Genomic DNA, 20887 nt, shown 5'->3' with positions numbered 1-20887 from the left:
GACGAAACCACCATTTCGTCGAAAGCCCTGTAGAATACTCCAAAAAAGAGCATCATGAGTTCACTTACAAATTATTGAAAAATCTAATGTTCCCCGTCATCCGCCGGCGCATCATCTACAGGTTTCGACTTCTGAGATCCGGTTTTCACTTTCTCTTTCGCTTTCGCGGTATCGGTTGCAAAAGGAGGTGTCGCCGCATGATAGGTCACTTGCGGGAACGGAATCTCGATATCGCGCTCGTCAAAGACCTGCTTCACAAATTCATTGTAAGCTCTGCCAACAGACCACTGATCGCCGGGCCTTGTCTTGATACGCGCCCTGATATCGATTGAGCTGGCGCCGAAATTGGTCACTCCGTGCATTTCGAGGTCACCGAAAATGCTCGATTTGAAATCTGTCTCGTTCAATCGTCGGAATGCCTCCGCCATTGCCTCTTTGGCGTAGGAAATGTCGGTATCGTACGACACGCCGATCAAGGCAACATGATAAGAAAAGCCGCGCATGAAATTGGACACCATGTCCACGGAGGAAAACGGAATGATATGAGTGGTGCCATCCAGATCTCGCATCCGAACGGATCGCACCGTGATGCCTTCCACTGTTCCCGTTATGCCTGCCACGGTCACCACATCGCCTTCGTTGATCGCGTTCTCAATCTGAATGAAAGCACCGGTGATGATGTCTTTCACCAGGGTTTGCGCACCAAAGGAGATCGCCAGGCCCACAACACCGGCACCGGCGATCAACGGACCGATATCAACACCGATTTCCGAAAGTGAAAGCAGGATCGCCATGACGATAATCACGACTGTAAAGGCGTTTCGGAACAGCTGAAAAAGGGTCCTCTCCCGCGCCGTAACAATGTATCCGGCTCGGGACTGCAGGCGAAGATCCACCCAGGACATAACAGCAAGCCAGACGACAAAGGCAACAATCAGCACCATAAAGGCCGCACCATAACTGCTGACCAGGCGAGCTCCGGTTTCGCTATATACCCAATCTATGACGCTCAGGAGGCCCCAAATGTCGAAGAGCAGCAAAATGGTACCGAAGAACACGATTGTTCTGATGAGCTTGAGCAGCCTTGGAACGAAGGCGTTGAGCCTGGACTGAAGCGCAGGAAGTTTTTCGCGAAGCTCGCTTGGAATGCGAATGCCGCCTTTGATCGCACGCGTCATCACAAGCGAAATTGCCATGCCCGCCATTATTGTGATGATTGAAAGACCAGTTGCCCGAAGAATGATTGTCGTTGCATCGAACGGGCGGGTAACCCAGACCAGAAAAATCGCGATGATGTAACCATAGGCACCGACATGCCAGAGGTTTCCAAGATTGGTGAGGGCGCTCTGGGCAAGTCCGCTTTGAAGGGTTTGTGCATAAGTGCGTGTGCCTTCGCGAACATTCAGCCGGTTCCGTGCGATCAGCACCATCAGATAGAGCATCCCGATGAGGACAATCAGAAAGCGCAACGCGTTCCCAAGAACAAAGGAGACGGCGATGTTCGCCACCGGAACGGCAAGGAAAACGCCGTAGTTGACCCAGAACATGTAGTAGCGGAGCTTGACATACCAGTAGTCGGCACTCGCATTGGAAAACGGAAGAAGACGCAATTCCGGTCGCTGTGGTGCAAACACAAATCTGAGAGAAACATTGGCCATACCGGTGATGAAAAACGCATTCAGCGCCAGGCTCTCCTGGAGTGACACACCGGCCTGAAAGCCACCATAGGCAAGAAGGGCAACCAGATACCCGACGCCTAACCCGATTGCGACGGTGAGCCCGTCAATGATGGAAGTCAGGACAAGTATGAAGCTTCGGGTCAGCCCACCGCCATAGCGGGCCCGAACGGACAATTTCGGATAAATCAGCCGGGCGACCGCCTGGCCGGCCCAAAAGGCCACATAGGCGGATCCAAGGACGACCGCAACCTGGATGAGCACATCTTGAGCCCGGTCCCATTTGATCGGAATTTCTCCGCTGAAAATGAGCAACAGCCCCCTTAGCGAATGCACTGATCGATCGACAACCACTCCAATTTCGTCTGCAATCGCTTTGGTATATTCACCGACCCGGATAACGAAGCCACGTCCGGTACTTTCGTCATCGCCAGATGCGGTCTGTCCAGTCGCCTGACCTTCTCCGGTCTGCGCATTGCTGTGCGCCCCAGCGCCTTCTTCGGAGGTGCTGTCCTTGAGCAATTTGATGAGCGCTTCACGACTGGCAGGATCGTTGAGAACTTTGATAAGAGCTTCATTGGCCTTTTGAACATCCGACGTCTGTGAAGCCTGTTCGCTCGCCTCCTGGATTGGCGCGTCTTGCGCAAGTGCCAAAGGTGCCCCAAGCGCCATCAACCCCAGGATCACGACAAGGATGTTGCCCAAAATTCTCATCATAATTCCTGTACTTGCGGCGCGAAGGTGCGAACACTGTCTCAAGCACAACAATAGAAAACAACCTGCGGAAAAGAAAAGAGAGCTTGAAGGTCGATTGACCTTTTTGCACCGCGATGAAACTCAGCAACCGGGGGCCGACACGCTTCATGTATCAAGTTCAAACTGCAAATTTTCCGTGCCGGGCAACAATAAACCAAGTTTACGCAAGGTAAAAAAGCATCATTCATCCATCGGGTAACGTAATAATAACAATATAGACGTCAATCTAATGGGAAGAGGAGCGTGGATGTCGAATTCCCTGATCGAACTGGCCCAGGATAACACCGAGGGAGCTCGCGAGCGCTTGTTTGCGCAAGTGAGCGAGCTTGTTGTTTCCAATCTGGATCAGCGCACTGATCGGGAGCTGGCAATCTTTGCTGAAGTCATCATCAAGCTTTATGGCGTTGGATCCGCAAAGGATCGCGCTCGCCTGGCCAAAAGGCTGGCATCGCAAACAAACACCCCCTCGGAGCTTGCAAAGCGTCTGGCGGAAGACAATGTCAACGTGGCCATGCCCGTCCTTGCCAATTGCCCTGTGTTTTCGCAAGAAGACCTGCTGGACTTTGTTGAGCGTCTGAGCGCTTCCCATCTCCAGGTGATCGCGCGTCGCGCCGACCTCTCACCGCAGATTTCAGATGTTATCGCCGAGAGAGGTGACCGACCGGTTCAACGGATCCTGGCCGGCAACCGCGAAATCAAACTGTCTCGAGAAACGATGCTCAAATTCGTGCAGCTGGCGACGGAGGACGTGGTTCTGCGGGAAGACCTGTGTTTGAGAACCGATTTGTCACCTACCGTCTGCCGCCAGTTGCTGCCGCTTGTGAATGAGGAAACAAAAAAACGGCTTCACGGGATCATAGAGGGTTCACTTTCACAAGATCAGCTCAATCAGATCGCGCGGCTCAAGGCGTTACGCCGTGAGTTCGGCGATGCGCTCGAAACCACCGATATGGAGCTGCTTTGGCGGGATGCCGAACGCAACGGAATTTCGATTAGTGAATTGATGATCCTGCTGTTGCAGGATGGCCGGTTCAATCACACGATTGAACTGCTCAGCGCACGCGGCCGTATTGCCCAAAAAGCTCTGAAAGACGCAGTCTTTGAAGGCAAGCTCGATCTTGTCTTGAAAACAGCTGCCAAGGCGCAACTCGACACATCAACCTTCGCTCTTTTTGCAAAGGTGCGCTGCGATCATCTCAAGATTCCCTCTGCAAGCGCCTCGGAGTGGACGGTTGCCTATAAGAAACACATCGAAAGCGCGGCCTCGGCTCGTCAGTCGAGATGTGGAGACTTTCAGGCAAAGCGCAAAGAAAAAAAGGCAAAACCGGGCACAGAACGCGCGTCCCGTCTGGCTGCGATGTAGTCTGCCTCCAGGCGATCAGGCTCGTGCGCAAAGGTTGGCTGCCACTGCGGTCGACAGGGTTGCGGCAGCATAAAACCAAAGACCAGGCAAAATGGCCGCTGCGGCCAAACCACTGGTTTTGGCAGCGAACAGCACCAGAGCAACCAGCATCACATCCAGCATCGACCATTTGCTGACCATGGACAGCAGTGCCAGAGATCTGGACTTTCCTCCAGTCAGAACCGCGATGTGAATCAAGAGGATCTTGAGTGCAGGAAACCCAACGGAAAAGAGCGCGACAATGCCTGCGAGCGCAGCATCGCCATCCTGCCATAGTTCCGAGATCATCCTGATGAGGCTTGGACGATCCTCCAAAAAATACAGCCGTTCAAACCGCATCAGAGGTTGGGTGAGGCCGAGTGCAAAGGAAAATGTGGAGATCGGGAGCAGCAGAGCCAGAAATAGTCGCATTGATCTTGCCGAGCTCCGGCTCTTTGTTGTGACTGGGCGGTTCGGTGACCGTCAACAGATGGTATCGACGCCACCATTTGCCTATACCATTGCCACCACAAAGCACAAAACCCGACCGCCACCGGGGCGATCAGGCTGATTGGGGAAATATTTTCGTCGCCGCGCACGCCAAAAAAGATGCAGTACTTTGCAGCTTCAGGCGCATTGCCTAACGCATGCGGGCACGTGCGGCGACTTCATCCAGCTGTTCTTGTTCGGCAATCTCTTGCGCAGTGCGTTCCCGTTGCTGGTCACGCTCTTCAAGTTGCTCGAACTTCTTCAATTCTTCGATCGCCTCACTGAGCTCGTCTTGAGCTCGCTGCAGCTGGTCGTCGAGTTCGTGCGCGGAATTGCGCAGATTGTCTCTTCGGTCAGCGGCTGCTTTGGCAAATGTCGGATAAGCAAAATGTGTGACATCGGTAATACCGACCCGTTCCTGTTCGGATCGGATCTGATCGTCAAGTTCATCGGCCATGCGATTGAACTCGGCGATCATGCCCTCAATCTGGGCAAGCTGACGCCGTTTTTCATCCACTTGAAACCGCTTCAAGCGGATCAAACTGTCTCGGGTTTTCATTACTCAATACTCCCCTAACACGGGCAGTCTACCCCTGAGTCATTTCCAAAAGGTTGGCAAGTTGCAGATAACCATCAGAAAGTGACGTTGATTCGTCTTTTTCCTGATTCAAAAAAGAGTCTATCAACTCGAACCTGTGAATTGCCTCGTCCACGACCGGGTCGGATCCTTTTCGATAAGCGCCAAGACGGATCAGTTCTTCCATATCGGTATAAGTCGATAACAGCTGCCGCGCTTTGCGCAAAACGGGCAGCGATTGTTCCGGCACACAGCGCGGCATCGTCCTGGATACAGACTTTAGCACATTGATCGCCGGATATCGTCCACGCTCTGCAATCGCCCGTTCCATGACCACGTGACCATCCAGAATTCCGCGAACGGCATCCGCAACCGGTTCATTGTGATTGTCACCCTCGACCAGCACCGTAAACAGACCGGTGATCGAACCAGACCCTTCCGGACCGGGACCGGCTCGCTCCAGAAGCCGAGGCAACTCGGTGAAAACAGTCGGCGTATAGCCTTTGGATGTCGGAGGCTCGCCCACCGAAAGGCCGATTTCTCTCTGCGCCATTGCGAATCGCGTAACCGAATCCATCATGCAAAGGACGTTATTGCCCTCGTCCCGGAAGTGTTCGGCGACGGTCATTGAAAGATATGCAGCCTGTCGGCGCATTAATACACTTTCATCAGAGGTCGCCACAACGACCACCGAACGCGCCAGGCCTTCTTCACCCAGATCGTCTTCGATAAACTCCTGAACTTCTCGGCCCCGTTCACCGATCAGACCAATCACGGCAACATCACAATCGGTGTTTCGAGCCAGCATGGACATCAATACCGATTTGCCAACACCAGAGCCGGCAAAGATGCCCATCCGCTGTCCTTCGCAGCAGGTTACGAAGGTATTGAGAGCTCTGACACCCAGATCAAGTGGCGGTCCGACTCGTTTACGTTCAGACGCCGGTGGCGGTGAACTTCGCAATTTGCGAGGCACTCCGCCATTTGGAAGATCTCCTTTACCATCAATTGGTTCACCATGTGCGTTAACGACTCGACCAAGCCACTCGCTACTTGGATGAACGACACTTTCCCGAGCGTTTATGACGGCTTTGCAGCCCATACGGACGCCTTCGAGGCCGGAAAACGGCATGCAAAGGGCATGACCTTCCCTGAAACCGACAACTTCGGCGGGAACCTTCGGGTTATCCTCACCATTATCGATTAAAAGTCGCGAGCCGACACTCATCTCATGAATAGGTCCCGCGATCTCCACAAGAAGGCCCTGAACCGCAGTAACCCGGCCATAAATCTCGGTCGACATGAGCGAATCAATCTCGGCGAAAAGCGCCTTCACGGAAAATTCCTTCACACGTTAACGGTTTTGGTAACCTATCGTTTACGACTCTGGTTAATCTTAACGTTTGGAAGGCTGACAAGCGAGAGCCATTTCGAAGTCATTTCGGCTTTGTTGAAAGGAATCTGAACGGAATCGGTTAGACCCGTTTCTTAAAGTTCAACATTAAGACTTCTGAATCCGGGTTTTTTCTGGGGATTCAACAAGTTGGTCGTTGTTCACAGTTTCCTCTTTTCGAAGCTTGCCGTTGCGAATCATATTTTGTTAACCATTAACCGATAGCTTTGAGTCGGGGTTAACACAGTCCTTCGTAGCAGGCACCGACAGAGCCGTTGCGACTTGCCCAGGAAAGGCAGAACAAGGGGATTGGCATGCGTGTATTGTTGATTGAGGATGATAGCGCTACAGCGCAGAGCATCGAGTTGATGCTGAAGTCCGAGAACTTCAACGTCTACACGACAGATCTTGGCGAGGAAGGTATCGACCTCGGCAAACTGTACGACTACGACATCATCATGTTGGATTTGAACCTGCCGGACATGTCCGGATACGAGGTTCTTCGGACACTCCGCGTTTCGAAGGTCAAGACACCGATCCTGATCCTCTCCGGTAACGCGGGAATTGAAGACAAGGTTCGTGGCCTCGGCTTCGGCGCTGACGATTACATGACCAAGCCCTTCCACAAGGATGAGCTTGTCGCGCGTATCCACGCAATCGTTCGTCGGTCCAAAGGCCATGCACAGTCGGTGATCATCACCGGCGACCTGAAGGTCAACCTAGACACCAAGACCGTCGAAGTTGGCGGCCAGCGTGTGCATCTGACCGGCAAGGAATACCAGATGCTAGAGCTTCTCTCCCTGCGCAAGGGAACGACGCTCACCAAGGAAATGTTCCTGAACCATCTTTACGGTGGTATGGACGAGCCGGAATTGAAGATCATTGACGTCTTCATTTGTAAGCTGCGCAAGAAACTGGCGGCGGCAACATCCGGTAAAAACTATATCGAGACGGTTTGGGGACGTGGTTACGTTCTTCGTGAACCGGAAGTCGAAGCTGCCGCTTAAGCAGCTAAAGACATCTCTGAAGATTAAGAAGCCCCGGTTTTCCGGGGCTTTTTTGTGTCTGCCTACAAGGCTCCGCATACCTTTGGAAGCTTCTAACTGCATCCCCTGCCCCTTCGGCGGTATGGTAGATCGCGGCATCTCCCAGACGGGTCTTGTCGGTAAAAGCACCTAGAACACCGTTTTTCGTTGTGCTTTTCATAAAGTATCTGCAGCTTGCCGAAGTCGGGCCCGGCGCATCAGAAATCAAACCAAGGAATATGATGATGAACACCACATTGCGGGTGATCGGTACCGTGCGACCTTTTGCAGAAGGTTTCCGCGTTACCATCGACAAAGACTATGCGCCTGGCCTGAAAGGTCTTTCGGATTTCAGCCACGCGATTGTTGTGTGGCTTGCCCACGAGACGGACACCGACGGCTCACAGCATGCGTTGAGTTTCCCGTCTCCCTACACAGCGTCTGAAGAAGCCGTTGGAGTGTTTGCCACGCGGAGCCCCCAAAGACCCAATCCTGTCTGCTTCTCGATTGTCCACCTGTTGAGTGTCGACGAAACCAAGGGTGTGATCACGACCCCCTTCATAGATACGCTGCCAGATACACCGGTCATCGATATCAAACCCTATTTTCCGGCAAGTGATCTTGTGAAGTCTGCATCAATCCCGAGGCACTTTGGCCATTGGCCATCCTGCTATGAAGACTCGGCGAGCTTCGACTGGGACGCTGAGTTTCGATAATCACCGTCAAAAACGAGAGAAGCCGGCAAATGCCGGCTTCTCCTGTGCACTGTTGAAAGCGAATCAGAGATGCATCTGATAGGAGGCCGGCACATACCGGAACCCATCTCCCTCTGCGGCGACATAACCGACCGCCGGGAAAGGCATGTGGTAACCGACGAACGGCACCTTGTCGGCCGCGAGCATACCGAAAATGCTCTTTCGCGTTGCTGCTGCCGCCTCTTTGTCCATGTCAAAGCGCACTTCCCATTCCGGCTTGGCAAGTGACCAGACATAGTGATTGGCCGTATCTGCTGCCAGAAGTAGCTGCTGACCACCGTTTTCGAGCATATAGAGCATGTGCCCTGGTGTGTGGCCATGCGCTGCAACTGCAGTCACACCGGAGGCTACCGTGCCGCCATCACCGAGAAATGTCATCTTGTCGGCAAGCGGCTTGACATTTTTGGCCATCAGTTTTGTGACACCATTGGCCTCTGGATCCATAGCCGCCCAGAAATCATATTCTTTCTGGCCGGTTACGTATCGCGCATTGGCAAAAGCAGGTGCGCCGCCCTCCATCAGGCCGCCAATATGGTCAGGGTGCATGTGCGTGATCACGACGACATCAACTTGCTCGGGCGCGTAGCCAGCGCTTTCGATCGCCGCGCGCATATTCCCACGGGCTGGCCGCCCGCCCTCACCGACACCTGTGTCGAACAGGATAAGTTCGTTGCCTGTATTGACCAGTGTTGGCGTGAAAAACGCTCGGAACTGATCGGCAGGAATGAAGTTCTCTGCCGAAAAATTATTGAACGCATCGGCCTCAACATTCATCCCAAAGGTTTTTTGCGGTTCGGATGCCGTAACAGCGCCATCTAGCAGAGTGTTGACTTCAAATTCACCGACGGAATATCGCGCCACAGGCGCTGCCATGGCCCCTTGTTTTTCTGCAGCTGCCATAACAGCTCCGGTGGTACCGGCTAGACTGGCACCGGCAACTGCGCCGCCCGCGCCCAGCAATGCGGCCCGCCGTGTCAGTTTCACATCGATTGTCATTCAAATTCTCCCAAACTGCTCTTCAGCTCAACACCCGGTGATGGGGCCCGTGCATCTTCGCCAAGTTGGACATTGGAACCGATTGGAAAAACCAGTTCCTTCCGGCCAGTATCTGGCGCAGCGGCCTGAGAAGAAAAGCCATGCCTTCACAAGCCGGCAGAAGATTTCATCAATTCTTGAACCGCAAGAAGTGGTGATAAAAGATTAATATTTACAATGTTTTAGATAAGCCGCATTTCATGCTTCTTGAATGGCAGGCCTGAAATGCCGTAGTTTGCGGTAACTCAGAATTGAGATCGTCCGGATGATCCGATCCTATATCGCGCAGGTAACCTTCCTTTGTTTGGCGGCAGCTCTGCTGTTGGCAGCCTCTCAAGCAATGCGACCGGAAGGTTGGACGCTGGCCAGCCTTTATGGCTATTGGCTGATCAGGGTTCTGATCGAAGCAGCCTTGTTTGTTGCCTTCTTTGAGTTCATCGACCGCGTGCCTGGACTGAAATCCCGCATCTGGCCTGTTGCGGCAATTGCCGCGGTCGTCAGTCTGTTCCCGTTTGCGCTTTCAATAACGGCGCTCGATCTCATCCTAGGATTACCGGAACTGGATGGCCTCAATGCTTCGGCTCTTCCGGCCGCTTCTTCAACGGGAACAACCGCGACCGGCATTTCGCATATTGGCTCGTTTTTTCGCGAAGTTGTTTATCTGTCTGACAATCATCTCGCACTCTGCCTGCTGCTGACCGCGCCAAAGCTGTTTGTGTTCTCTGCCAACTCCCAGACAGGCACCAATGCAGTCAGCCAGGTGCAATCCGACACTGCCGAGACCGCCATTTCAACGGAAAAACCTGAATTGCAGGGCATCCCTCTTACCCCTGTCGACACGGGTTATGGAAGACATTTGGAGACCCCGCTTGAAGGTGACTTGCTGCGTGTCGAAGCGCAGGAACATTATGTAAGGCTCGTAAGTGAGACAGACAGCCGTATGCTGCTCTATCGCTTCAATGACATCGTTGCGGAATTGCCTGACAATGACGGCATGCAGGTTCATCGGAGCCACTGGGTGGCTTATGAGGCGGTTGTCGGCCACTCACGTGAAAACGGGCGTCTTTGGCTTGATCTGAAAGATGGTTCCAAGGTCCCGGTTAGTCGAAAATACGCCGACGATGTCGATGCCCGTTTCGGGAAAGAGGCCACAACACTAAAAAAGGCGGTCAACTGACCGCCTTTGATTTGATCTTGTCTTGTGCAGATCAGCGCTGAAAACCGCCACCGACCGCAAGCCGCGGGCGACTCGTGGCTCCAGTGGCGGACTGAGCAACCTGTTTCTTTTGAAACAGACCACGCTTTCCTGACACCGGCTTGAAGGCATCGGTCAGCCCAACAACCGTTTCCGCAGCTCCAAGCACGAGGAACCCGTCGTCCGGCAAGGATTTGGCCATCCGTCCGAGGATCTCGGACTTGGTGGCCTGATCGAAATATATCAGCACATTTCGGCAGAATATGATGTCGAACTCACCGAGATGCGTAAAGCTCTCAAGAAGGTTGAACTTCTTCCATTCGATCATGGCCCGCATGTTCGGATTGATCTGCCAGACATCGCCTTTCTGCTCGAAATATTTCAGCAGCAGCTGAATAGGCAAACCACGCTGGACTTCGAACTGGCTGTAGAGACCGGTCTTGGCCTTCTCAAGCACTTCCTGCGAAAGGTCCGTACCAAGAATACGGGTCCGCCAACCTGGCATTTTGGCCGCATCTTCCTTGAGACAGATCGCCAAGGAATAAGGCTCCTGCCCGGTGGACGCTGCCGCGCACCAGATCTTGAGCTGTTTTCGCGTCGCCCGGCTTTCCAGGAGCGAAGGCAGCATCGTATCCTTGAAATGCTCGAACGGCGTCTTGTCACGGAAGAAGAACGACTCGTTCGTCGTCATCGCTTCCACGACTTCGTTTTCAAGCGCCCGATTGCCACCCCGTTGAAGCTGCTGAATAACAGCACTCAAGGTCTCCAGCTTTGTGCTGCGCGCAATTGGCTGTAGACGGCTTTCCACCAGGTACTGCTTGTCATTTGACAGGACCAGCCCGGACCGGGTCTTCAGGAAGTTCTTGAGGAATTCAAACTCGCTCGGCGTCATCTTGTATTCCCCTTCAATACGCGAGAGATCTTCGGACCGATCTCCTTCAAGGGAAGAATGTCACAGCACACGCCCGTCTGAGCTGCCGCACCCGGCATTCCCCAGACCACACTGGTCGCTTCGTCCTGGGTGATGATACTGCCGCCGCCAGCTGCGATCGTCTTCACACCATCGGCACCATCATGGCCCATGCCTGTGAGGATGACACCCAGTGTCGCCGAACCGTAGACTTTGGCCACGCTGTCAAAGAGAGGATCAACCGCCGGCTTGCAGAAGTTGACCGGATCGTCGTCAGTCAGTCGAATTTTGACCGCGCCACCGTCCTTTTCCAGCACCATATGCTTGCCGCCCGGCGCAACATAGATGTTGCCTGGTTTGAGCAGTTCCCCGTGCTCTCCCTCCTTGGCAGGACGAAGTGCAGCTTTGCCCATATGCTCGGCCAGAATGGAAGTGAAGGTCGGCGGCATGTGCTGGGTTATGACAACCGGCACGTCGTTCATTGCGGTTCCGACTTCCTTCATCACTTCCTGAAGCGCCTGAGGGCCTCCGGTGGAAGATCCGATTGCCAGGATCCTCGGCCGTGCTGAAGAATACGGTCTGGTCTTGAACTGCGGAGCACCAGCAGCCGCAGCTGCAGGCTGAGCTGCTTGACGGAAGCTTGCACGCGTGTCCGTTGCCGGACGAGAACCCAAAGGTTTGACCGGCTGCGAAGTCCGACCGGCCCGCGTTTCAGCTCGCATGGTCCGTGCCGGTCCACGCATACGCACCGCGCGTGCCCCAAGCGCCTTGACCTTCTCGATCAGTTCACGACGAAAATCGATGGACGTTGTCACTTCGGAAGTGGATTCAGGCTTCGGCACATAGTCCGCGGCCCCAAGCGACAGGGCTTTCAGACTGATTTCGGCATTTCTGCGTGTCAGGGTCGAGGCCATGATGACGACCAGATCGCGTTTCTTTGCCAGCATCAGCGGCAAAGCGGTCATGCCATCCATCTCGGGCATTTCGATGTCGAGCACAACGACGTCGGGATTGCTTTTTTCTATATCTTCGACGGCCAGTTTGCCGTTCCGGTGTGAGCTGACAACATTCAGCCCCTTGTCTTCGCCTAGCCAGCGAGTCAACAAACCACGTATAACGACGGCGTCGTCGACGACCATTACCTTAATCGGATCGCTACCCGGATTTGTGCCCGCGGAAGCGCTTCTCTGCGCAAATGCCATTAGTGACTGCCCAACTCAATACTAAATAAGACCAACTTCCTGAAACTTGGCTTCGACAATTTCGCGGTCGAAAGGTTTCATGATGTACTCGTTGGCACCGGCACGAATGGCCCGTGCGATATGCGCAACATCGTTTTCGGTCGTGCAGAAAACTACGATGGGGTTCTCCCCGCCTTCTTCGCCTCTGAGACTGGTCAGAAACTCCAGTCCGTCCATCACCGGCATGTTCCAATCCAGTAGGATCGCGTCCGGCATTGTCTTCCTGCACTCGTCAAGCGCCTGCTGGCCATCCTCTGCTTCCGTGATCTCGAAGTTCAAGTCTTCGAGAATCCGGCGGGCGACCTTACGGATGACGCTTGAGTCATCGACTACAAGGCACTGTTTCATCAGGCGTTACTCCACTTTTTGGCCGTTTCGGCCTTGTTATGCTGCGACCATTGGTTCTGTGAACATCGACCCCAGCAAACGGTCGACATCGAGAATGACCATCAGCTGACCATCCAGGCGATGGACACCACCGGAAATCTCGGCCCAGCGGCGATCAAGGTTCGACGGATTGGATTCCGCAGAAGCTGCCGGCAGCGTCAGAACTTCACCGACGGTATCAATAACGAGACCGTAGCTTTCCTGTTTGTACTCGATACCAACGGCCATCATTTGTTCATCCTCCAGCGGAGGAAGATGCAGTCGGCGGCGCATGTTGATCGCCGTAACGATTCGACCACGCAGGTTCAGGACGCCCTGAACTTCCGGTGCGGACATTGGCACACGGGTAACGCTTTCCGGCACGAATACATCATGCACCTGGGAAATCGGGAGGCCAAAGAGCTGGCCTCCAATCACCACGGTAACGTACTGGATCATGTCGCTTGCAGCGTTCTGATCCGCGTTGAGTTTGTGTTCCAGCACACTCATGCTGCTACTCCCATTTCACCGGAGAAGACGTCTTTCAGAGCGGCAATCAAGCCGGGACGGTCGAACTTGGCGACATAGTCGTCAAAGCCGGCCTGGCGACCACGTTCAATCGATGCCGGTGTCACAAGCGAGGACAGGGCCAACATCGGAATGTCGCGGAAGCGTGGATCACGGCGCAACGATTCGCAGAATTCGAAGCCGTTGATTTCCGGCATTTCGATATCACTGACGATTGCGTGGAACTTGTCACCGTTCTCCAGAAGCTCGAATGCATACTGCGGACCGTTACAGGTCGTGACGTCATAGCCCGCCGCCTTGAGCACCGGTGTCAACATGTTGCGGAAGAAGGAACTGTCGTCGACGAAGAGAACTTTCTTCGTCAGCGCTTCGATATCCATCTCTTTGCGCATGAACCAGTCTTCGAAGGCCTGCGGCAGGTAGTAACCGAGGTCGATGATCTCGGTGGCACGTTCCTTGACGACCGCGGAGCCGAGGATGCCCGGGCGCTCCGAACCGACCTCGATGTTCATGCGATCTTCGACAATATCGACGATTTCGTCGACAACGAGACCCATGGAACGGCCTGCGTCGGAGAACACCAGCATCGGCTGGGTGCCTTCTGTCTTGTGACAATCCCCGTCGTTGACGTAGACCAGCGGCATCAACGCACCGCGATACTGCACCAGGTCGCGGCCATTGGAGCGCTCGATCTTTGAGACCTCGAACTCTTCCAGGCGCGTGACCAGCGACAGCGGAACTGCCTTTGGCTCCGGCGCACCGGCGCGGAACAGAAGCAGCGAGATCGAGCTTTGGCCGCTGATGGCCTTGCGTGCCAGATCTTCTTGCTCGTCCTCTTCGGTTTCGGCCACAGCGCTGGAAGCATGGCTTGCCATTGCGCTTGCGATGCCGTTCGGGTCGATGATCATGATCACGGATCCGTCACCAAGAATGGTGTTGCCGGAGAACATGTCGAGGTTGCGCAGCATGGTCGACATCGGCTTGACCACGATTTCTTCCGTGTGGAAGACACCGTCGACAACAACACCGAAGGTCTGACTGCCCACCTGCATCACAACGATGAAGCCGTTGTCCGCATCGATGGCCTTGTCAACGTCCTCGCCCTCGTAGATGCCGAGGAGTTGAGACAGATGAACCAGTGGCAGCAACTTGTTGCGCAGCCTCAGTACCGGCGTATCCTTGATCCGCTCGATGCGATGTTCCGAATTGGTCTGTACGCGCACCAGTTCGACAACAGAAAGCTGCGGAATGGCAAAGCGGTCACCGCTGGCTTCGACAATCAGCGTCGATACGATCGCCAGTGTCAGCGGGATTTTGATGATGAAGCTCGAGCCCTTGCCGGTCGCAGAGCGCAGATCGACCGTACCGCCAATCAGCTCGATGTTGTTGCGCACAACATCCATGCCAACGCCGCGGCCAGACACACTCGTCACCGAAGCAGCTGTTGAGAAACCTGCATGGAAGATGAACTTGTGGATCTGGGAATCCGTCATCTTCTCGATTTCGGATTCAGTGGCAAGGCCACGCTCCAGGATCTTTTCCTTCACCCGGTCGACATCGATGCCCTTACCGTCGTCACGGACTTCGATGATGATGTGGCCGCCTTCATGATACGCAGCCAGGGTGATGACACCTTTTTCCGGTTTACCCGCAGCCCGGCGTTCTTCCGGCAACTCCAGACCGTGATCGGCAGAGTTTCGAACCATATGGGTAAGCGGATCCTTGATCATTTCAAGGACTTGTCGGTCAAGCTCGGTGTCAGCGCCGATCATTTCCAGATCGATCGGCTTTTCCAGTTCCTGGCTAAGGTCGCGGACGATACGCGGTAGCTTCTGCCAGGCATTGCCGATCGGCTGCATGCGTGTCGCCATGACACCTTCCTGCAGCTCGGCTGTCACATTTGACAAGCGCTGCAGCGGTACCTTGAACTCGCTGTCCTCGTGACGACGAACGATTTCAAGAAGCTGGTTCCGAGTCAGCACGAGCTCAGAGACCATTGTCATCAGATGCTCAAGCGTGTCGACAGCAACGCGAATGCTCTGGTTGGAGACACCTCCGCCAGCTGCTTTCTTCTCGCTTTTTTCTTCAGTCTTCTTTTTCGTCGCCGGTGCTTTCGGCTCCACCTTCACGGCAGCCGGCGCCGGAGCAGGCTCTTCGACCTCTTCCACGACCTCTTCAGCTTCCGGAGCCGGAGCTTCGGCAACTTCTACCTCGATTTCGGTCTCGCGGAAGGCGCGTTCCAGCTCATCAAGCGATACTTCGCCCGGGCGCAATGGACGCTCAAGGGTCTGGTCCGCTTCTGCGTCATTCTCGTCTTCAGAGTCATTTGCTTCGGCGTCTACGGCAGCTTCCGCCTCGGAAGCCTCGTCATTTGCGGCTTCTTCGGCCGGAGCTTCGTCTCCGCCGCCTGCCATCGCAGCATCAGCCTTAGCGGACATCACTTCAAGATGTCCGATCAACTCGCTGTCGTCACCTTCCGGCTCTTCGCCGCCAGCAGCTTCCAGCTCGCCAAGAATGTCCTTGATCTGGTCGATCGACGTCAGAATAAGGGACACGGCTTCTTGTGTAACCGGTGCTCCGTCACGGAACTTGCCCATAAGGGTTTCCGCAGCGTGTGCAATTCCTTCCAGCCGGGGAAGGCCAAGGAAGCCGCAAGTGCCCTTAATAGTGTGCACCAGACGGAAAATGTTATCTAAGATAGTCGCGTTGTTTGGTTCTTGTTCGAATTTGACAAGTTCTACGTCAACAACATCGAGACTCTCGTTCGTCTCAGTAATGAATTCCCTGAGGAGGTCGTCCATGGCCTGCTCTCACCCGACTTGTTACTGGTTCCGCACCCTGGAAAGGATGTCTGGACCGAAAAGTCCATGAGGGTAGGTTGACGGGAAACAGTTAAGATACGCTGAAACAGGTAGAGACTTTTATCTGGAAGGTTATTCTGCTGGAGACGCCGTAATTTTTACCAACTCTTCTTGTTTATCTATCGTTAATACCATGCCGGATTCACGAGCCAGAAGTAGAGTGTAGATCGGCTGAACCGAATGCGCATCGATGCGCTCCGGCTCTTCTCCGCCCAGAGTTTCCTTCATTCCCAAGGGGATACGCGGATTGAGACCGCTGGCGTGAAGCGTGAATGACGGTGAAGCAGGTTCGCCGGACATTTCAACTTTGATTTCTCCACCACGCGGCACGCACTGATTTGCAATCAGGATAAGGTTAAGGAGCAATTTGACATTATTCTTCGGCATCAGATGCCGGTCGAGTTGCCAATTTAAGTCGGATTTTTCGTTTTCCATAAACCCTGTGGCAACGACTTGGGCATCTCCGAGATCGATCTCAGCGCCAGCAGATCCAGCAGCTCCGAATGCCAGGCGGGCAAATTGCAATTTCGCAGATGCCTGGCGCGCGCTCTTTCGGATAAGGTCCATCGCAAAATCGCGCATGTCCTCAGAGCCTTCCTCGTCCAACACTTCCAATCCGTTGGTAATGGCACCGACGGGTGAGATGATGTCGTGGCAGACACGGCTCGCCACCAGAGCGGCCAGATCAAGCGAGGTTAGCTCTTTGAGTGCGGACATGGTGGTGCTGGGCTCTTCTATAGGTCTCGGCAAAACTGATTCGCGAATGTGGTTGCAAGCGTTACACATCAGCAAAGCCGCTGCCAAGGCAACGCCGGAGAGCAAGGCTGGTCATCCAAATGAAAGTTCGCACCAATGCGACAACAGCGCGCAAATCCGCCCGTTCTGCTGGTTTAAAGCACGGGAACACAACCAACGCGCGTTGAATTTTCCTTCGCATCCTTCATCAACTGCGCACCGCTGACAATAAATAAGAAGCGATTGACAACGGAATGGAAAAAAACGAGTCGGCCTTCGACGATGGCATAGATAAAGGGACTGCCCGCTGTCGCAAAACCTTCAGAAAGGGCGTATCCGCCGCAACCGGCAAAAAGCGGTGCATAGGCTTCTGGGTCCCGCTCAAAGGCAGCCATGTTGCCCTGATTGACGAAAATCCACTCCGCACCGCCCCACTGCAGCTCATATTCGCGCTTTCCCTTGCGCGGTTGCCCATCGACAAAAAAACTGACCGGGTCATGTCCGCCAATGGCATACCCGGTTATCGGATCAGGAACGAAAGTCTTGGGACGCGCAAAACTATTCCCCGCAAAAACGCAGACAAGTACTATCAAAACCAGGGAAAGACACATCCTCGTCTTTTTTTCAGGCCAGCTTTCCATTGATTCGGCTTATGTAAGGTGCGCGATTTCATGCGAATCAGCATGATGTCGCATCAGTTTAGCATCGCGTTCCAGCCGGACCGCAACTATCGCAGCCACTGGGGCATTAAAAAGAGGAGTTGTTGAATGACACAAAAATCCTGGCGTGTGGCGTCTGTCTTGTCAGCTGCGTTCCTGTGTTTGTGTTTGTTTGCTGTCCCCCTCCCCTCTCAAGCGCAGTCCAGCGGCGATGAACCGATCCCGCCGGGCCAGACCTATGGCGAAGATGAAATCGTCAAGACTGGCCATCAGTTCTTCGGCTCTGTGTCTGGCGGCATTGCATCCGTTGTTGAGCGCGCCTTTTCCCAATACGGCGAACCAAACGGCTACATCCTGGGCGAAGAAGGATCCGGTGCGATCATCGCAGGCGCCCGGTACGGCGAAGGCCACCTTTACACGCGCAACGCCGGCAATCACAAAATTTTCTGGCAAGGTCCCTCGGTCGGGTGGGATTTTGGCGCCGACGGCGCCAGGGTCATGATGCTCATCTATAACCTCCCGACGGTGAATTCGGTCTATCAGCGTTTTGCCGGCGTGAACGGGTCCGCCTACCTGGTCGGCGGCGCAGGTATGACGGTTTTGTTGAAAAACGAGATCGTGCTTGTCCCTGTTAGGGCTGGTGTCGGCGCCCGTCTTGGGCTCAATCTGGGCTACCTGAAATTCACGGACAAGCCGACCTGGAACCCGTTCTAAGAGCAAACCCGCTGCAACCAGGCATGGCAACAAGGCTTTTACCTTGTTTTGAGTACACTTGGCGGCGCGCCCTCGGTCGTCTAATGATGGAGCGGTTGCGCCGAGAAAAGGAACCAGGAGCCAGACGTGATTGAAGCGGCGATGTATGTGGCACTCGGATTTTGTACGGCCGGTTTGATCGGCCTTGCGATCCTGCCTGCATTCTACCGCCGAGCCGCACGCCTGACGGAAGAGGCGCTTCGCGCCGTAAACCCGTCCAGCTATGCGGAAGTCAGGGCTGCCCAGGATCAGGCGCGCGCACGCCACGCAGTGGAACTGAGACGGGTCGAACGACAGCTTGAGAGCGAGCGCGAGAAAGCCTCCAAACACCATCTTGAAGCTACTCGCATGAAACGCGAGGTCGAGGCACTGGAACGGTCGCTCCAGGAGAAAGCCGACGAGATGAAGGCCAGACAAGCCAGCATCGAAAGCGACGAAAAGGCCGCCGATCTGCTCTCAGAGGAAGTTTCCACCCTCAAGAAGAAGCTGTCGGAGGCCGAAAAATCACTTGCGGAAAGCTGGACCAATTCAGCAGAGGACAAACCTTCATCCGAGAGTGAGGAAAGCCCGAAAGACGAGAGCGGCTGGATGCCTGCCAGCGACACAATGGCACTTGCGACCATAACGGGGCTCGAGGCAGAGGTCGCAACACTCAAGGCAAAACTCTCCAAATACGAGCCAACTGTGGCCGGCGAAGTTCAAGCCGAGCGCGATGAAGCCGCCAGAAGTCGGCTGGCCGAACTGGAAGCCCAACTCGTCGACACGGAATCCAAGTATATCTCCGCACAGGCCGAAGTGACCCGGTTGTCGCTTGTCCTTGAAAGTTCCGGCAGCGCGGAAAACGAAATGAACGCCGATCTGAAAGAACAGTTGAACCGGATTTCCAACGAAAGCTCAGAACGACTGGCGAAACTGGAAAACAAGGAACGTCAGCTGGCCCGGCTAACCGGACAGGTGAAAAGGCTTCAGAACGACCTTGCCGGGGCCCCAGCCCTGAACGACCTCCGCAAGGAGTTTCGCAAGTTGGCGGACCGCGTGGCCACAGCTGACAAGGTTCTTGTCACCAAGAAATCTGCACAAGCTGCACCCGCGCCTGCCGTTTCGAAAGCCGAAGAAGAGACAGGGCTGGCTGCGAAACCGAAACGACGCGTCAAGCGTTCCGCGAACGGTGCATCCGGGACTGAAAAACGCTCGGCCAAACGGACGACACCCGAGACGGAGACACCGGCCAAGTCTGCCGACATTGCTTCCGCTGCTGAAGCACTTGTCAGCCGTATTGTTGCCTCCAACAGAGGAGCGCAACCCAAAAAATCCGGTGAACCTGATGCTGTGGTGGCAAATCAACTTTCTGAAGACAGCGCGCCGCAAGAAACAAAACCTGCCAAACAAAAAAAGAAAGATGTGGCTTGATCTTGAAAGGTTAGGTCGGTCATCTAGGGTTTAAACGCTCAACTAGGATGACACGGCACGTGATGTGCCGAACAAGAGCCCTGCCGATGCTGATTGAACGTCACAACGCCATATTGGAACTTGCCCGGCAACTGGGCCGCGTCAGCGTCGACGACCTGGCCAAACGCTTTGATGTCAGTCCGCAAACAATCCGCAAGGACCTGAACGAACTGTGTGAGCGCCGCTTGCTGGCCAGAACCCACGGTGGCGCGCTGCTGTCTTCCGGAATAGAGAACGTCGGCTATGAAGCAAGGCGTATCATCTCCAGCAAGGAAAAGGCCGACATAGGCGAAAGCGTGGCTGCGCTAATTCCCGACAACACCTCGATCTTCATTAACATCGGCACCACAACAGAGGCTGTTGCCCAGGCCTTGCTGCAGCATCGCGGGCTCATGGTCATAACCAACAATATCAATGTCGCAAGTTTGATGCGGGGCTATTCGCAAATTGAGGTGGTTATCGCAGGCGGGGTCCTGCGGCATGCCGATGGCGGCATCGTCGGTGAGGCCGCGGTTGATTTCATGCGGCAGTTCAAGGTTGATTTTGCAGTCATAGGTGCTTCGGCAATCGATGCCGACGGGTCACTGCTGGATTATGACTACCGTGAAGTGAAGGTCACCAAAACCATCATGGACAACGCCCGTCACGTCATTCTGGCTGCCGACAGCACCAAGTTCGAGCGCACAGCCCCGGTCCGGGTCGGACACCTGTCACAGGTAACCACCTTTGTAACCGATCATTGCCCGCATCCTGAGTTTGCTCGCATTGCCAGCGAAGCTGAAGTGGACATGATTGAAACCGGCCGACAGCTGACCGAAAAATCTGCTTGATGAATTGAAAGTGCAGGAAACAGCGTGACCTGACCAATTTGCCGAAGGGCATCTGCCGTTTTTTCGAGAAAAGTTGGCACGCCCAACGGGACTCGAACCCGTGTTTCCGCCGTGAAAGGGCGGCGTCCTAGACCGCTAGACGATGGGCGCGCGGGGCTTGAATGGCAAAAGCTTCAAGCCAAGGACCGTGCGTATAAGGCTGCGCAAAGCATGACGCAACCCCTTTTGATCATTTTTTTCACACCTGAAGGTTTATCAACGCCGGAGTGTCGA

Annotated in this window: 19 protein-coding genes and 1 tRNA gene; 7 read left to right on the top strand and 13 right to left on the bottom strand. The window is 54.5% G+C overall.

The genetic code is table 11. The annotated features are described in order from the left end of the window. Positions 1-83 precede the first annotated feature (83 nt). Entirely contained in the window at positions 84-2393 is a 2310-nt protein-coding gene (locus FIV00_RS06455) for a mechanosensitive ion channel domain-containing protein (RefSeq protein WP_209006836.1), read from the bottom strand. A gap of 286 nt (positions 2394-2679) precedes the next feature. Between FIV00_RS06455 and FIV00_RS06450 the strand changes: the two genes are divergently transcribed. After that, positions 2680-3795 carry a DUF2336 domain-containing protein gene (locus tag FIV00_RS06450; protein WP_152499968.1) on the top strand — a complete coding sequence of 372 codons (1116 nt, stop codon included), beginning with the start codon at positions 2680-2682 and terminating at the stop codon, positions 3793-3795. 15 nt (positions 3796-3810) lie between these two features. Here the strand turns inward: FIV00_RS06450 and FIV00_RS06445 are convergent, their stop codons facing one another. The 3 genes from FIV00_RS06445 to fliI all read right to left on the bottom strand — a co-directional run bounded on the left by FIV00_RS06445 (position 3811) and on the right by fliI (position 6215). Further along, positions 3811-4245 (bottom strand): paraquat-inducible protein A, encoded by a 435-nt coding sequence (locus FIV00_RS06445; RefSeq protein ID WP_152499967.1) that lies wholly within the window; start codon positions 4243-4245, stop codon positions 3811-3813. Between the two features lie 208 nt (positions 4246-4453). Then, entirely contained in the window at positions 4454-4861 is a 408-nt protein-coding gene (gene fliJ / locus FIV00_RS06440; protein ID WP_152499966.1) for a flagellar export protein FliJ, read from the bottom strand. A gap of 28 nt (positions 4862-4889) precedes the next feature. Then, complete coding sequence (gene fliI / locus FIV00_RS06435) at positions 4890-6215, bottom strand: flagellar protein export ATPase FliI (protein ID WP_152499965.1); 1326 nt, start codon at positions 6213-6215, stop codon at positions 4890-4892. A gap of 371 nt (positions 6216-6586) precedes the next feature. On the opposite strand from fliI, the gene ctrA reads away from it, so the two are divergent. Both ctrA and FIV00_RS06425 read left to right on the top strand, forming a co-directional pair. Further along, a complete protein-coding gene (gene ctrA / locus FIV00_RS06430; RefSeq protein WP_068406317.1) occupies positions 6587-7279 on the top strand; it encodes a response regulator transcription factor CtrA in 693 nt (230 codons plus the stop codon). Between the two features lie 257 nt (positions 7280-7536). Continuing rightward, the gene (locus tag FIV00_RS06425; protein ID WP_152499964.1) at positions 7537-8013 is read left to right on the top strand and encodes a TrmO family methyltransferase; all 477 of its coding nucleotides are present in this window, start codon (positions 7537-7539) and stop codon (positions 8011-8013) included. 63 nt (positions 8014-8076) lie between these two features. Here the strand turns inward: FIV00_RS06425 and FIV00_RS06420 are convergent, their stop codons facing one another. After that, on the bottom strand, positions 8077-9048 hold the full coding sequence (locus tag FIV00_RS06420) for an MBL fold metallo-hydrolase (RefSeq protein WP_152499963.1): 972 nt from the start codon (positions 9046-9048) through the stop codon (positions 8077-8079). Positions 9049-9352: 304 nt separating this feature from the next. On the opposite strand from FIV00_RS06420, the gene FIV00_RS06415 reads away from it, so the two are divergent. After that, entirely contained in the window at positions 9353-10264 is a 912-nt protein-coding gene (locus tag FIV00_RS06415; RefSeq protein WP_152499962.1) for a LytTR family DNA-binding domain-containing protein, read from the top strand. Between the two features lie 31 nt (positions 10265-10295). Here FIV00_RS06415 and FIV00_RS06410 read toward each other — a convergent pair whose 3' ends face one another. The 7 genes from FIV00_RS06410 to FIV00_RS06380 all read right to left on the bottom strand — a co-directional run bounded on the left by FIV00_RS06410 (position 10296) and on the right by FIV00_RS06380 (position 17534). Then, complete coding sequence (locus tag FIV00_RS06410) at positions 10296-11174, bottom strand: protein-glutamate O-methyltransferase CheR (RefSeq protein WP_152499961.1); 879 nt, start codon at positions 11172-11174, stop codon at positions 10296-10298. Then, the gene (locus FIV00_RS06405; protein WP_152499960.1) at positions 11171-12394 is read right to left on the bottom strand and encodes a chemotaxis response regulator protein-glutamate methylesterase; all 1224 of its coding nucleotides are present in this window, start codon (positions 12392-12394) and stop codon (positions 11171-11173) included. Before FIV00_RS06405 ends, FIV00_RS06410 begins: the two co-directional genes overlap by 4 nt. 21 nt (positions 12395-12415) lie before the next feature. Next, positions 12416-12781 (bottom strand): PleD family two-component system response regulator, encoded by a 366-nt coding sequence (locus tag FIV00_RS06400; RefSeq protein WP_152499959.1) that lies wholly within the window; start codon positions 12779-12781, stop codon positions 12416-12418. A 36-nt stretch (positions 12782-12817) separates the two neighbouring features. Beyond that, positions 12818-13309 carry a chemotaxis protein CheW gene (locus FIV00_RS06395; protein ID WP_173005900.1) on the bottom strand — a complete coding sequence of 164 codons (492 nt, stop codon included), beginning with the start codon at positions 13307-13309 and terminating at the stop codon, positions 12818-12820. Further along, the gene (locus FIV00_RS06390) at positions 13306-16128 is read right to left on the bottom strand and encodes a hybrid sensor histidine kinase/response regulator (protein WP_152499958.1); all 2823 of its coding nucleotides are present in this window, start codon (positions 16126-16128) and stop codon (positions 13306-13308) included. Before FIV00_RS06390 ends, FIV00_RS06395 begins: the two co-directional genes overlap by 4 nt. A 132-nt stretch (positions 16129-16260) precedes the next feature. After that, positions 16261-16905, bottom strand: coding sequence for a histidine phosphotransferase ChpT (gene chpT, locus FIV00_RS06385; RefSeq protein WP_152504138.1), 645 nt, complete (start codon positions 16903-16905; stop codon positions 16261-16263). Between the two features lie 173 nt (positions 16906-17078). Beyond that, positions 17079-17534 (bottom strand): YHS domain-containing (seleno)protein, encoded by a 456-nt coding sequence (locus FIV00_RS06380; protein WP_152499957.1) that lies wholly within the window; start codon positions 17532-17534, stop codon positions 17079-17081. A gap of 156 nt (positions 17535-17690) precedes the next feature. Between FIV00_RS06380 and FIV00_RS06375 the strand changes: the two genes are divergently transcribed. The 3 genes from FIV00_RS06375 (at position 17691) to FIV00_RS06365 (ending at position 20614) form a co-directional block, all read left to right on the top strand. Then, a complete protein-coding gene (locus tag FIV00_RS06375) occupies positions 17691-18296 on the top strand; it encodes a DUF1134 domain-containing protein (protein ID WP_152499956.1) in 606 nt (201 codons plus the stop codon). A 126-nt stretch (positions 18297-18422) separates the two neighbouring features. Then, entirely contained in the window at positions 18423-19745 is a 1323-nt protein-coding gene (locus FIV00_RS06370) for a hypothetical protein (RefSeq protein ID WP_209006835.1), read from the top strand. A gap of 86 nt (positions 19746-19831) precedes the next feature. Further along, positions 19832-20614 carry a DeoR/GlpR family DNA-binding transcription regulator gene (locus FIV00_RS06365; protein ID WP_152499955.1) on the top strand — a complete coding sequence of 261 codons (783 nt, stop codon included), beginning with the start codon at positions 19832-19834 and terminating at the stop codon, positions 20612-20614. A gap of 74 nt (positions 20615-20688) precedes the next feature. Here the strand turns inward: FIV00_RS06365 and FIV00_RS06360 are convergent. Next, positions 20689-20764 (bottom strand) — tRNA-Glu (locus tag FIV00_RS06360). Between the last annotated feature and the right edge of the window lie 123 nt (positions 20765-20887).

The organism is Labrenzia sp. THAF82 (assembly GCF_009363435.1).
In the GTDB taxonomy this organism is placed as follows: Bacteria; Pseudomonadota; Alphaproteobacteria; order Rhizobiales; family Stappiaceae; genus Roseibium; species Roseibium porphyridii.
Note: the sequence above shows the minus strand (reverse complement) of the source record. Positions and strands in the feature narration are given on the sequence as shown.